At 72.1% G+C, this 12,756-nt stretch carries 11 protein-coding genes, 1 tRNA gene and 1 pseudogene; 12 read left to right on the top strand and 1 reads right to left on the bottom strand.

Annotation, left to right across the window (positions count from 1 at the left end):
- Positions 1 to 1,229: S1C family serine protease (locus ACWFR1_RS25495; protein ID WP_453554889.1), on the top strand; the 1,229-nt coding region annotated here is incomplete at its 5' end.
- A gap of 339 nt (positions 1,230 to 1,568) precedes the next feature.
- Here the strand turns inward: ACWFR1_RS25495 and ACWFR1_RS25490 are convergent.
- Positions 1,569 to 1,987 (bottom strand): annotated as a pseudogene (locus ACWFR1_RS25490) (MHYT domain-containing protein); the annotation flags it as partial.
- 163 nt (positions 1,988 to 2,150) lie between these two features.
- Here ACWFR1_RS25490 and ACWFR1_RS25485 point away from each other — a divergent pair.
- The 11 genes from ACWFR1_RS25485 (at position 2,151) to ACWFR1_RS25435 (ending at position 12,685) form a co-directional block, all read left to right on the top strand.
- A tRNA-Ser gene (locus tag ACWFR1_RS25485) sits at positions 2,151 to 2,237 on the top strand.
- Positions 2,238 to 2,402: 165 nt separating this feature from the next.
- Positions 2,403 to 2,927 carry an O-acetyl-ADP-ribose deacetylase gene (locus tag ACWFR1_RS25480; RefSeq protein ID WP_453554887.1) on the top strand — a complete coding sequence of 175 codons (525 nt, stop codon included), beginning with the start codon at positions 2,403 to 2,405 and terminating at the stop codon, positions 2,925 to 2,927.
- 396 nt (positions 2,928 to 3,323) lie between these two features.
- A complete protein-coding gene (locus ACWFR1_RS25475; protein WP_024759380.1) occupies positions 3,324 to 3,629 on the top strand; it encodes a hypothetical protein in 306 nt (101 codons plus the stop codon).
- A 197-nt stretch (positions 3,630 to 3,826) separates the two neighbouring features.
- The gene (locus ACWFR1_RS25470; protein WP_453554885.1) at positions 3,827 to 5,071 is read left to right on the top strand and encodes an acyl-CoA dehydrogenase family protein; all 1,245 of its coding nucleotides are present in this window, start codon (positions 3,827 to 3,829) and stop codon (positions 5,069 to 5,071) included.
- Complete coding sequence (locus tag ACWFR1_RS25465) at positions 5,068 to 6,072, top strand: bifunctional MaoC family dehydratase N-terminal/OB-fold nucleic acid binding domain-containing protein (protein WP_453554883.1); 1,005 nt, start codon at positions 5,068 to 5,070, stop codon at positions 6,070 to 6,072. Before ACWFR1_RS25470 ends, ACWFR1_RS25465 begins: the two co-directional genes overlap by 4 nt.
- Before the next feature lies 1 nt (position 6,073).
- The gene (locus ACWFR1_RS25460) at positions 6,074 to 7,273 is read left to right on the top strand and encodes an acyl-CoA dehydrogenase family protein (protein ID WP_453554881.1); all 1,200 of its coding nucleotides are present in this window, start codon (positions 6,074 to 6,076) and stop codon (positions 7,271 to 7,273) included.
- Positions 7,270 to 7,653: a MaoC family dehydratase gene (locus tag ACWFR1_RS25455; protein ID WP_453554879.1), complete on the top strand. Its 384-nt coding sequence runs from the start codon at positions 7,270 to 7,272 to the stop codon at positions 7,651 to 7,653. Before ACWFR1_RS25460 ends, ACWFR1_RS25455 begins: the two co-directional genes overlap by 4 nt.
- Complete coding sequence (locus tag ACWFR1_RS25450) at positions 7,650 to 8,816, top strand: lipid-transfer protein (protein ID WP_453554877.1); 1,167 nt, start codon at positions 7,650 to 7,652, stop codon at positions 8,814 to 8,816. The genes ACWFR1_RS25455 and ACWFR1_RS25450 overlap by 4 nt, the downstream gene beginning before the upstream one ends.
- Before the next feature lie 220 nt (positions 8,817 to 9,036).
- Positions 9,037 to 10,005 carry a glycoside hydrolase domain-containing protein gene (locus ACWFR1_RS25445; RefSeq protein ID WP_453554875.1) on the top strand — a complete coding sequence of 323 codons (969 nt, stop codon included), beginning with the start codon at positions 9,037 to 9,039 and terminating at the stop codon, positions 10,003 to 10,005.
- Positions 10,006 to 10,295: 290 nt separating this feature from the next.
- On the top strand, positions 10,296 to 10,853 hold the full coding sequence (locus ACWFR1_RS25440; protein ID WP_453554873.1) for a SigE family RNA polymerase sigma factor: 558 nt from the start codon (positions 10,296 to 10,298) through the stop codon (positions 10,851 to 10,853).
- A gap of 179 nt (positions 10,854 to 11,032) precedes the next feature.
- On the top strand, positions 11,033 to 12,685 hold the full coding sequence (locus ACWFR1_RS25435) for a long-chain fatty acid--CoA ligase (RefSeq protein WP_453554871.1): 1,653 nt from the start codon (positions 11,033 to 11,035) through the stop codon (positions 12,683 to 12,685).
- Positions 12,686 to 12,756 lie beyond the last annotated feature (71 nt).

Raw genomic sequence — 12,756 nt, 5'->3', positions numbered from 1 at the left:
CTCCGGCGGCGGCCGGAGCCGGTGGCTGGCCGCCGCCCCCGCCGGCCGTACCGGCCTGGGGCGCCCCGCTCCCGCCCGTACCCCTCGCTCCCCAGGCGCCCCGCAAGCGGACCGGCGGCCTCGTGGCGGCGGTCCTCGTCGCGGCGCTCGTCGCGGGCGGTGTCGGCGGCGGCATCGGCTACTGGGCGGCCCAGCGCGGCGGCGACGGCATCGGCTCGACCACGGTCACCTCGGGCGAGGCTCCGGCGTCGTTCAAGCGCGACCCGGGGACGGTCGCCGCGGTCGCGGCGAAGGCGCTGCCGAGCGTGGTCACGATCCAGGCGAAGTCCGGCGGGGCGCAGGGCGAGAGCGAGGGCGGCACGGGCACCGGCTTCGTGTACGACCAGGAGGGCCACATCGTCACCAACAACCACGTGGTGGCGTCGGCGGCGGAAGGCGGCACGCTCTCCGTGACCTTCTCCGACGGCAAGACGTACGACGCGGAGGTCGTCGGCCGGGCCCAGGGCTACGACGTGGCCGTCCTGAAGCTGAAGAGCGCTCCGAAGGGGCTGAAGCCGCTGCCTCTCGGCAACTCCGACCAGGTGGCGGTCGGCGACTCGACGATCGCGATCGGCGCGCCCTTCGGTCTGTCGAACACGGTGACGACGGGCATCATCAGCGCCAAGAACCGCCCGGTCGCCTCGGGTGACGGCTCGGGCGGCGGCAACTCGTACATGAGTGCCCTGCAGACCGACGCCTCGATCAACCCGGGCAACTCCGGCGGCCCGCTGCTCGACGCGAGCGGCGCGGTCATCGGCATCAACTCGGCGATCCAGTCCACCGGAAGCGGCTTCGGCCAGTCCCAGGCGGGCTCGATCGGCCTCGGCTTCGCGATCCCGGTCAACCAGGCGAACAACGTCGCCCAGCAGCTGATCAAGACGGGCAAGCCGGTCTACCCGGTGATCGGCGCGACCGTGAACATGACGGAGCAGGGCCAGGGCGCGACGATCGCGTCCCAGGGCACCGGCGGTACGGCCTCGGTCACGCCGAACGGCCCGGCGGCGAAGGCGGGCCTCAAGGCCGGCGACGTGATCACGGGCTTCGGAGGCCACGCGATCGACAGCGGCCCGACGCTCATCAGCGAGATCTGGACCCACAAGCCGGGCGACTCGGTCAAGATCACCTACGAACGTGACGGGAAGGCGTCCACGGCCACCGTCACCCTCGGCGAACGCACGGGCGACAGCTAGGGAAAAAGGGGGAGGGGAGCACCGGCATCAGGTGCTCCCCTCCCCCTTTTCCGTCGTCATGCGCGATGCGTCACGACCACCGCGGCCCGTCGGAGGAAGACGAGGAGGAAGACGAGGAGGAAGACGAGGAGGAAGCGAGGACGAGGACGAGTAAGACGAAGACGAAGAGGAAGAGGAAGACGAGGAGAGGGTCTCGGCCTTCGTCTCCCACGAGTACGTTCCCCCGCCCTCCATCCCGATGTCCCCGATGTCGATCCGGGACGCGCCGAACTCGCCACCCTGGGTGCCCTGGGTCCCCGGAGCGCCCCTCCAGTGCGTGCGCCGGCGCGGCTCGTCGTCGCCCATGACGACACTGGCGTCGAGGCTGGCGAGGAAGCCGCGGATCGAGACGGCCGCCCACAGCGCGGCGGTCGCCGCGACGACGGCGATGACCACGGACAGGACGACGACGGCGGGGGAGTAGTAGACCTGCCCGTTCATCCGCATGGCCGCCATGCCCAGGTAGTGCATGCCGGCGACACCGAGCCGATCGGGGTCTCCCGCACCTGGAAGCCGAGCATGGCGATGAAGTGCATCGTCCAGATGCCGCACCCGATCGAGGCCGCGCCGAGCGCCAGCCAACCGGGCTTCCGCCCAAGGTCGGTACTGAGCGATCTGACCGTGCAGCGCAGGCCCAGGGCGCTTCCCAGGCAGGCCATCACATAACCCACCAGGGGTGTGATCATGCCGTAGCTGAAGCCGTCGATCGTGCCGTGCACCCTGCAACCCTTCGGGAATCGCGCGACGCACGCCGCGAAACCCATATGTGGAGATCTTGTGAACAAGGGACTCTGATCCAGCCCCCTCCCCGGCCGACCCGGCCCCACCCGCTCCCCAGCCGGTACGCTGTAGCCCGCTCCACCCCAGGTGGGCCGGGGCGAGGGTGGGTTGCCCGAGCGGCCTAAGGGAACGGTCTTGAAAACCGTCGTGGCAGCGATGTCACCGTGGGTTCAAATCCCACACCCACCGCAGCGGATCAGCGGTTCTGCTGATCGAAAGGGGCGTCTCTCACGAGGCGCCCCTTTCGCATGGGCAGGGCGTCGGGGAGGGCGCGACGACTGGCGTCGGTACGGCGACGGCGCCCCCGCGTAGGGTCCGGGGCCGGGAAACCAACCGTGGGAAGGGACTCTTGGCATGGTGCGGATCGTGCTCGTTCAGGGTGACATCACCGCCGAGGCGGCGGACGCCGTGGTCAACGCCGCGAACTCGTCGCTCCTCGGGGGTGGTGGTGTCGACGGGGCCATCCACCGGAAGGGCGGGCCGGAGATCCTCGCCGCCTGCCAGGACCTCCGGCGCTCCCACTACGGCAAGGGCCTGCCGACGGGCCGCGCCGTGGCGACCACCGCGGGGCGGCTGCCGGCCCGGCACGTGATCCACACCGTGGGGCCGGTCTGGTCGCCGGACGAGGACCGGTCGTCGCTGCTGGCCTCCTGCTATCGAGAATCCCTCCGGGTCGCCGACGAGCTGGGGGACCACACGGTCGCGTTCCCGGCCATCTCCACCGGGATCTACGGCTGGCCGATGGACGACGGGGCCCGGATCGCCGTGGAGACCGTACGGGCCGCCCGTACCGAGGTGGAGGAAGTGCGGTTCGTACTGTTCGACGCGGGGGCGTACGCGGCCTTCGAGGCGGCGGTCGGCAGGCCGGACCTCTCGTAGAGCAGGCGAACATCTCTGCCCGAGCGGTCAATTCGTTCGAATTCCTCGCTCTCGGGACGCGCCGAGCCGTCTTTCCGAGAGAAGGATTGGCGGAAAATCTGCCGGAACGCTTCCTCCCTTACCGCGCACGGATTCTCCTGGTCGCGCATCCTTCTTCGACCGGTTGAGCTGCGCCGTTCTCGCTTCGCCGGGGTTTATCAGTCTGTCCTCACGCTTGCGGGGGAATAAGCCGCTCCGGGGTGGTTCGACGGGGATTCGGTGGGCAACTCTGGAGTCGCGACGTCGAGCACAACGACCGAGGCGGTCGGCCAACTGCCCAGGTCATGGCTGTAGTTCAGAGAAGTTCTCGAAGCAGTTCCGTGCAAAGCATCAGTTTCAGTTCCCGGAGGAACAGACATGGCAAGCATCCGTACCGCCCGCGTCCTCGCCGCTGCCGCCGCCCTGCCCCTCGCCGCCGCGCTCTTCACCGGGGTGGCCCAGGCCGACAACGGTGGGTTCGCGGACGACGGATCGAACACGAGCGTCGCCACGATCATCGGCAGTGGTGTGGGTGGGGACAACAACGGAAACTCGACCACCACGCAGCAGGTGGCGACCGGTTCCGGTGCCTCCAACCAGAACAACACGGCCAGCGTGAACGGCTCCGCGTTCACCCACATCAACCAGTCGAACGCGGTGGTGAACTTCTACCCGTGGTGGTAGTCGGCAGCAGCACGGGAGCCGGCCCGACGGGGGGCGTGACCGCGGTGTGAACAACGGCCTGTACGCCGGTACTTCGGTACCGGCGTGCGGGCCGTCCCGCATCTCCGCGCCCGGCGCGTGCGGTCGCCGACCTTGACAGGGGTCCTAAACCTGACGGACAGTCAGAAACCTCAGTCGTCCCACGGGAGGCCGTCGCCGTGCACCTCGCCCCGACCGAGCGGCAGCTGCGGCTGCGCGCCGAACTCCGCGCGTACTTCCGCGAGGTGATGCCCGACGGCCCGCCTCCCCCCGACGACGCCGCCGCCCAGCGTCGGCTGCTCCGTCGGATCGGGTCCGACGGGCTGCTGGGCCTCGGCTGGCCCGAGGAGTACGGCGGTCAGGGGCGCGGCCCCGACGAGCAGTTCGTCTTCTTCGACGAGGCCTACCGGGCGGGCGCCCCCGTGTCCATGGTCACGCTCAATACCGTCGGCCCCACCCTCATGCGGTACGGGACCGACGAGCAGAAGACCTACTTCCTGCCCCGGATCCTGCGCGGCGAGATCGTCTTCGCCATCGGCTACAGCGAGCCCGAGGCCGGCACGGACCTCGCCTCCCTGCGGACCCGGGCGGTACGGGACGGGTCCGCGGCCGGCGGCGGGGCCGGGGCCGCGGCCGGGGGCGGGGACGGTGGCCCGAGTGGGGGAGCGGGGGGCGGCGGGGCGGACTGGCTGATCGACGGGCAGAAGATCTTCACCTCCAACGCCCAGAACGCCGACTGGATCTGGCTCGCCTGCCGCACCGACCCCGACGCGCCGCCGCACCGGGGTATCTCCATCGTCCTCGTCCCCACCGACGCGCCCGGTTTCTCCTGGACCCCGATCGCGACCGTCGGCGGGCTGACGACGACCGCCACCTACTACGACGGGATCCGGGTCCCCGCCGGGAACCTCGTCGGTCCGGAGCACGGCGGCTGGGGGCTGATCACCGAGCAGCTCAACCACGAGCGGGTCGCGCTCGCCGCGATCGGCATGCAGGCCGAGGACTTCTTCGCCGCGGCGCTCGACCGGGCGCGTACCCCCGATCCAGTGACGGGCAGGCGTCGTGTTGACGAGCCGTGGATTCGGATCCGGGCTGCCGAAGCGCATGCCCGGCTGGCGGCGACACGCCTGCTGAACTGGCGTTTGGTGGGCGACGTGGGGGCCGGCCGGCTGGCCCCGGGGGACGCGAGCGGCGTGAAGTTCGCGGGAACCGAATCGGCGGTCGAGGTGTATCGAATATGTCAGGAGATCGCGGGCGGGGCGGGGACGGTGCGAGCGGGGTCGCCAGGGGAGTTCGACGGCGGCGAGCTGGAGCGCATGAACCGGGCCGCGCAGATCAACACCTTCGGGGGAGGGGTGAGCGAGGTGCAGCGCGAGATCGTCGCGAGGATGCGGCTCGGCATGAAGGGGAGGGGGCGGCGATGAGCGGTACGGAGACGGCACCGGGCACGCCGCCGGACGAGTTCCACGAGCGGCTCGCCGTCTACGAGGGGCGGTCCGCCGCCACCGCCGGGATCGGCAAGGATCCGGTCAACCTGCCCATGATCCGGCACTGGTGTGAGGCCATGGGCGACGCCCATCCGGCGTACGAGGGGCCGGGGGCGGTCGCGCCGCCCACCATGCTCCAGGCGTGGACCATGGGCGGCCTCTCCGGGCACGCGGACCGCTCCGTGGCGTACGAGGAGCTGTCCGCGCTCCTCGACGGCGCCGGATACACCTCGGTCGTCGCGACCGACTGCGAGCAGGAGTACCTCCGTCCGCTGCGGCCGGGGGACGTGATCACCTTCGATGCCGTCATCGAGTCCGTGTCGCCGCGCAAGACGACCAAGCTCGGGACCGGGCACTTCGTCACGACCCGGATGGACGTCCTGGCGGACGGCGAGCTCGCGGGCACCCACCGCTTCCGGATCCTCAAGTACGCGCCTGCCGGACGCCCCCCGAAGCCCGACGACCGGCGGACCTCGGAGCCCGTGGCAGAACCTCCCAGGCAGACGTCGGAGCCTGCCGCCCCGGCGGCCCCGAGGCCGCGGCGGCCCCGCCCGGTCGTCAACCGGGACAACGCCGGATTCTGGGAGGGCGTGGCCGAGCACCGGCTGCTCATCCAGCGCTGCGGCGCCTGCGCGAGTCTGCGCTTCCCCTGGCTGCCGGGGTGCGCCGAGTGCGGTTCGCCGGAGTGGGACACGGTCGAGGCGAGCGGAGAAGCGACCGTGTACTCGTACGTGGTGATGCACCACCCGCCCTTCCCGGCCTTCGACCCTCCGTACGCGGTCGGGCTGATCGAACTGGCCGAGGGCGTACGGATGGTCAGCAACGTGGTGGGCGTGCCGTACGACAAGGTCCGGATCGGGATGCCGGTGCGGCTGGAGTTCCTGCGGGTCGACGACGAGCTGGAGCTCCCCGTCTTCCGCGCGGGAGGGGAGGGCTGACATGGACTTCACCCCCACCGAGGAGCAGGAGGCCGCCCGGGAACTGGCCGCGCGGATCTTCGGCGACCTCGCCACCCACGAGCGGCTCGCGGCCGCCGGCACCGGCAGCGACGCCGAGCTGTGGAAGGCCCTCTGCGCGGCCGGTCTCCCCGGCGCCGTCGAGGACACCGGGCTGCTCGGCCTCGTCCTCCTCCTGGAGGAGCAGGGACGCAGGACCGCGCAGGTACCGTTCGCCGCGACCTGCGTGTACGGGATCCTCGCCGTCGCCCGGCACGGCACCGACGAGCAGCGCGCCCGGCTCCTGCCGGGCCTCCGCGACGGGACGACGGTGGTGACGGGCGCCTTCCCCGCGACCGGCGGCGTCACGGCGACCGGATCGGTCCCCGCGACCGGTGGGGTGGCGGCGCAGGAGGGGCGGCTCAGCGGGACCGTCGACTGGGTGCCGTGGCTGAGGGACGCCACGCATGTCCTCGTCCCGGACGCGGAGCGCGGACTGTGGCTCGTCCGCACCGAGGACGCGGCCCGGACCGAGGCCGTCGAGCTCACCGCGCCCTGGTCCGCCGGGCGGCTCGTACTCGACGGCACGGCGGGGGAGCGACTGGGGACCGATTCGGGCTCCGGCGCCGGCTCCGGCCCTGGCTCCGGTCCCGACTCGGGCCCTGGCTCCGGTCCCGGCTCGGGCCCCGGCTCCGGTCCCAGCTCCGGTCCCGGCTACGAACCCGCCCCCGCCGCCTCCGCCCGCCCCGGCGCCTACGCGGACGTGCTGGTCGCCGCCCGGGTCGCCTTCGCCGGGCTTCAGGCCGGGGTGTGCGCGGGGTCCCTCGCCAGGGCCGTCGAGTACGCCTCCGTACGGGAGCAGTTCGGGCGCCCGCTCTCCACCCACCAGGCGGTCCAGCTGCGTGCCGCCGACGCCCACATGGACATCGAGGCCATCCGGGTCACGTCCTACGAGGCGGCCTGGCGGTACGACGAGGGGCTGGACGCCACCGAAGCGGCGCTGACCGCGGCCTGGTGGGCGTCCGAGGCGGGCAAGCGGGTCGTGCACACCGGACAGCACCTCCACGGCGGCATGGGCGCCGACCTCGACCACCCCGTCCACCGGCACTTCCTGTGGGGCCGCCAGCTCGACGCCTATCTGGGCAGCGGCACCGAACTCCTCGCCGAACTCGGCGACCTGCTCGCGAAGGGAGACCCGTCATGAAGCCCGGAGAAGAGCTGCCGCCGCTGACGATCCCGGTCACCCGCACCCTGATCGTCGCCGGGGCCGTGGCCTCCCGCGACTACCAGGACGTGCACCACGACGCCGAACTGGCCCGGGAGAAGGGCTCCCCGGACATCTTCATGAACATCCTCACGACCAACGGGCTCGTCGGCCGGTACATCACCGACCACTTCGGCCCCCGGGCGGTCCTCCGCAGGGTCGCGATCCGGCTCGGCGCCCCCAACTACCCCGGGGACACGATGACCCTGACCGGGACGGTCACCGAGGTGGCCGACGACACGGCCACGGTCCGCGTCGTCGGGGCCAACGGCCTGGGTCACCACGTCACCGGGACGGTCACCGTGGAGGTGGCGCGATGAGCGTCCGCACCAGGGACAGCCTCGGCGGGCGGGCGGCGGTCGTCGGCATCGGGGCGACGGAGTTCTCCAAGGACTCGGGCCGCAGCGAGCTCTCCCTCGCCGTCGAAGCGGTACGGGCCGCCCTCGACGACGCCGGACTGACCCCGGGCGACGTCGACGGCCTGGTCACCTTCACCATGGACACCAACCCCGAGATCACCGTCGCCCAGGCCGCCGGAATCGGCGAGCTGTCCTTCTTCTCCCGCGTCCATTACGGGGGCGGGGCCGCCTGCGCCACTGTCCAGCAGGCCGCGCTCGCCGTCGCGAGCGGGGTCGCCGAAGTCGTCGTCTGCTACCGGGCGTTCAACGAGCGGTCCGGGCGCCGCTTCGGCTCCGGCGTCCAGCAGCGCGAGCCGTCCGCCGAGGGCGCCGCGCTCGGCTGGCAGCTCCCCTTCGGGCTGCTCACCCCGGCCTCCTGGGTCGCCATGGCCGCCCAGCGGTACCTCCACACCTACGGGCTGACCCCGGACGCCTTCGGCCACGTCGCCGTGACCGACCGGCGGCACGCGGCCCGCAACCCCGCCGCGTACTTCCGCGGGAAGCCGATCACCCTCGCCGACCACGCCGCCTCCCGCTGGATCGTCGAGCCGCTGCGGCTCCTCGACTGCTGCCAGGAGACCGACGGCGGCCAGGCGATCGTCGTCACCTCCGTCGAGCGCGCCCGCGATCTGCCCCGGCTGCCCGCCGTGATCCTGGCGGCGGCGCAGGGCGCCGGGCGTAAGCAGGAGGCCATGACCAGCTTCTACCGGGACGAGTTGACCGGGCTGCCCGAGATGGGCGTGGTCGCCCGGCAGCTCTGGAGGACGGCGGGCCTCACGCCGGACGACATCGACGTGGCCATCCTCTACGACCACTTCACGCCGTTCGTACTGATGCAGTTGGAGGAGTTCGGCTTCTGCGGCCCCGGGGAGGCGGCGGACTTCGTCGCGGCTGACGCCATTCCGCTGAACACCCATGGAGGGCAGCTCGGCGAGGCCTATCTGCACGGCATGAACGGCATCGCGGAGGCGGTGCGGCAACTGCGCGGCACCTCCGTGAACCAGATACCCGGCGCGGCCCGGACTCTGGTCACGGCGGGCACGGGGGTTCCCACGTCCGGGTTGATCCTGGGCGCGGACGGCTGACGCGAAGGCTCCAGGGGTGGCCGGGCGGGGCGGGCGGCTCTTCACTCGCGCCATGAGCACAAACGCACCACCCTCGCCGTCCCGGTCCCGGTCCCGGTCACAGTCCCGGTCTCGGTCGCTGCCCCTGTCACCGTCCCTGTCACCGACTCCCGTACCGCCCCAGCCTTCGCCCGTCCGCCCGCCGCACGCACGGCCCGTGCCGCCTCCCGGGGCGCGGACCGTGATCACGGCCCTGATGGCGGCGGCGGTGGCCGGCGCGGCCCTCCTCACGGGCCCGGCCTCGGCAGTGGCCCCGGTCCCGGCCGCCCCGGCCTCGACGGCCCCCGTCTTGGCCGCGCCCGCCGTCGGCGGACCCGCCACCCTCGTCGGCGCGCCCGCCGTCATCAGCGCGCCCGCCGTGACCGGCGAACCCTCCGTCACCGGCGAACCGTCCGTCGTCCGCGCGCCCGGGGCCGGGCCGGCGCCGCGCTTCGCGGGCAAGGCCTTCGACACCTGCGAGGCGCCGTCCCTCGCGGTGATGAAGGCCTGGCTCAGATCCCCGTACCGGGCCGTCGGGGTCTACATCGGCGGCCGGGGGAGGGGCTGCCCCACCCAGAAGGAGCTGAACCCCACCTGGATCGCCTCCGCCCACGCCATGGGCTGGCGGCTGCTGCCGCTCTTCGTCGGCTCCCAGGCGCCGTGCGTCCACGCCGCCGCGAAGCGGCCGTACGCGATCGGCGCGAGCCCCTGGAGCCAGGGTGTCCAGGAGGCGGGCGAGGCGGTGCGGGCGGCGCGGGCCCTGGGGATCGGCACGAGCAGCCCGCTCTACCTGGACATCGAGGCCTTCCGGGTGGAGGACACGCGCTGCGCCGCCACCACCCTGTCCTTCGTCCGCGCCTGGAACCGCGAGGTGCGGCGCCTCGGCTATCTGCCCGGCTACTACAGCAGCGCGGAGACCGGGATCCGGCACATCGAGGGCGCGCGGAAGGCGGGCACGAAGGACCTGCCGTCCGTGCTGTGGTTCGCGCGCTGGCGGGGCGCGCCCGCGCTGTACGCGGAGGCGTCGCTGCACCCCCAGGCCTGGATGCCGCACGCCCGGATCCATCAGTACGCGGGAAACGTCGCCGAGTCGTACGGAGGGCGCCGGATGCTGATCGACCGCAGCGCGGTGGACGCGCCGGTCGCCCGCGTCACGAAGGCGGGCACCTGACCGACCGATGACCGACCGACCGAACGACCGACCGCACGGAAGGACCTCACCCTCCCCGGAGCACCACAACCTCTCCGGAGCACCGCAACCTCCCTGATGCCCCTCGACCGCTCCGACGCCCCTCAACCTCGCCCCGACCCTGGTTCGACCCGGTCTCGACCCTGACCCCGCCGGCGGGGCGACTCCACCCAGAGGAGGTCTGGGCGTCGCCGTTCCTCCAACCTGAGGCGGACCCCGGTTCGGGACCTGGGGCCGATCCGCCGGGCGCGGTCCGCTTCTAGCGTGGAGTCATGACTCCGCCACCCTCTGGCCCCGTCTGCACCGGCGCCTCGAAGGCCGCCCTCGGCCACGTGCCGTACCCGTCGTTCTCCTCGTACGTACGGGCGCGTGGTCCCGTGCTGCTGCGGACGGCGCGCTCCCTGACCGCCAACCCCTGCGACGCCGAGGACCTCCTCCAGACCGCGCTCGCCAAGACCTTCATGGCCTGGGAGCGCATCGAGGACCACCGCGCCCTGGACGGCTACGTCCGGCGCGCGCTGCTGAACACCCGTACGTCGCAGTGGCGCAAGCGCAAGGTCGACGAGTTCGTCTGCGAGGAGCTGCCGGAGCCGACCGGCCTCCCGGAGCCCGACCCGGCCGACCGCCAGGTGCTGCACGACGCGATGTGGCGCGCGGTGATGAAGCTGCCGGAGCGGCAGCGTCAGATGGTGGTCCTGCGGTACTACGAGGACCTCAGCGAGGTGCAGACCGCCGAGGTGCTCGGCGTCTCCGTCGGCACGGTCAAGAGTGCGGTGTCCCGGGCGCTCGGCAAGCTTCGCGAGGACCCGGAGCTGACCCCCGTACGGTGAGAAGCCGCCGAGAAGCCGGTGCGGATCCCGTGCTGACCCGGTGCGGAAGTGCGGGAAGAGCGACTCCCACCAGTGATCACTGGCAATTTACGTACTCCCGGGTAGTGACATACCGCGTGGTATGTGCGCAGAATCTCCACACCCTTTCTGCCACGTAGCGCCCACCGGGAGGACGCCCCGTGTACAGCACCATGCAGGACGTACAGCTGACCGTGAGCCGCATCCTCAAGCACGGGATGACGATCCACGGAAAGTCCACCATCACCACCTGGACGGGCGAGCCCGAGCCGCACCGCCGCACGTTCGCGGAGGCCGGAGCCCGCGCGCACCAGCTGGCCAACGCCCTGCGCGACGAACTCGGGGTCGTCGGCGACCAGCGGGTCGCCACGCTCATGTGGAACAACTCGGAGCACGTGGAGGCGTACTTCGCGATTCCCTCCATGGGCGCGGTCCTCCACACCCTCAACCTCCGTCTTCCCCCCGAGCAGTTGGTGTGGATCGTCAACCACGCCGCCGACCGGGTCGTGCTCGTCAACGGCTCCCTGCTCCCGCTCCTCGTTCCGCTGCTCCCGCACCTTCCGACGGTCGAGCACATCGTGGTCGCGGGCCCCGGGGACCGTTCCGGCCTGGAGGGCGTCGCGCCGCGCGTGCACGACTACGAGGAGCTGATCGCCGGCCGCCCGACCACGTACGACTGGCCGGAGCTGGACGAGCGCTCCGCCGCCGCCATGTGTTACACCTCCGGCACCACCGGCGACCCCAAGGGCGTCGTCTACTCCCACCGCTCGATCTACCTGCACTCCATGCAGGTGAACATGGCCGAGTCGATGGCCCTGACCGACAAGGACACGACCCTCGTGGTCGTGCCGCAGTTCCACGTCAACGCCTGGGGCCTCCCGCACGCCACCTTCATGACCGGCATTAACATGCTCATGCCGGACCGTTTCCTCCAGCCGGCCCCGCTCGCCGAGATGATCGAGCGCGAGCGGCCGAGCCACGCGGCGGCCGTCCCCACCATCTGGCAGGGCCTGCTCGCCGAGGTCACGGCGAACCCCCGCGACCTCTCCTCCATGGCCCAGGTCACCATCGGCGGCGCGGCCTGCCCGCCCTCCCTCATGGAGGCGTACGACCGGCTCGGTGTCCGTCTCTGCCACGCCTGGGGCATGACCGAGACCTCCCCGCTGGGCACGATGGCCCACCCGCCGGCCGGGCTGAGCGCCGAGGAGGAGTGGCCGTACCGCGTCACGCAGGGACGTTTCCCCGCCGGTGTGGAGGCACGGCTCGTCGGCCCCGGCGGCGACCACCTGCCCTGGGACGGCGAGTCGGCGGGCGAGCTGGAGGTGCGCGGCACCTGGATCGCGGGCTCGTACTTCGGCGGTGTCGACGGCGAGGAGATCCGCCCGGCCGACAAGTTCAGCGAGGACGGCTGGCTCAAGACGGGCGACGTCGGCGTGATCAGCCCCGACGGCTACCTCACCCTCACCGACCGGGCGAAGGACGTCATCAAGTCCGGCGGGGAGTGGATCTCGAGCGTCGACCTGGAGAACGCCCTCATGGCGCACCCGGAGGTCGCCGAGGCCGCCGTCGTCGCCGTGCCGGACGAGAAGTGGGGCGAGCGGCCGCTCGCGACGGTCGTCCTCAAGGAGGGCGCCACGGCGGACTACGAGACGCTGCGGTCCTTCCTCGCCGGTGAGGGCGGCGTCGCCAAGTGGCAGCTGCCGGAGCGCTGGGCGATCGTGGCGGCGGTGCCGAAGACGAGCGTCGGCAAGTTCGACAAGAAGGTCATCCGCAAGCAGTACGCGGAGGGCGAGCTGGACGTGACCGAGCTGTAGTGCCCCGGTCGTAGCCGCTCCCTCGGCACCAACCGGCCCTCTCGGGCAGGGCGTGTTTCGCAAGTAGCGTC

The sequence above is a fragment of the Streptomyces sp. NPDC055103 genome (assembly GCF_053607625.1).
The sequence above is the reverse complement of the archived record's forward strand: the minus strand, read 5'-3'. Positions and strand labels throughout refer to the sequence as shown.

Coding starts and splice junctions, on each gene's coding strand:
- ACWFR1_RS25480 (WP_453554887.1), top strand. CDS start 2,403: ATGGTGCGGATCGTGCTCGTTCAGGGTGACATCACCGCCGAGGCGGCG.
- ACWFR1_RS25475 (WP_024759380.1), top strand. CDS start 3,324: ATGGCAAGCATCCGTACCGCCCGCGTCCTCGCCGCTGCCGCCGCCCTG.
- ACWFR1_RS25465 (WP_453554883.1), top strand. CDS start 5,068: ATGAGCGGTACGGAGACGGCACCGGGCACGCCGCCGGACGAGTTCCAC.
- ACWFR1_RS25460 (WP_453554881.1), top strand. CDS start 6,074: ATGGACTTCACCCCCACCGAGGAGCAGGAGGCCGCCCGGGAACTGGCC.
- ACWFR1_RS25455 (WP_453554879.1), top strand. CDS start 7,270: ATGAAGCCCGGAGAAGAGCTGCCGCCGCTGACGATCCCGGTCACCCGC.
- ACWFR1_RS25450 (WP_453554877.1), top strand. CDS start 7,650: ATGAGCGTCCGCACCAGGGACAGCCTCGGCGGGCGGGCGGCGGTCGTC.
- ACWFR1_RS25440 (WP_453554873.1), top strand. CDS start 10,296: ATGACTCCGCCACCCTCTGGCCCCGTCTGCACCGGCGCCTCGAAGGCC.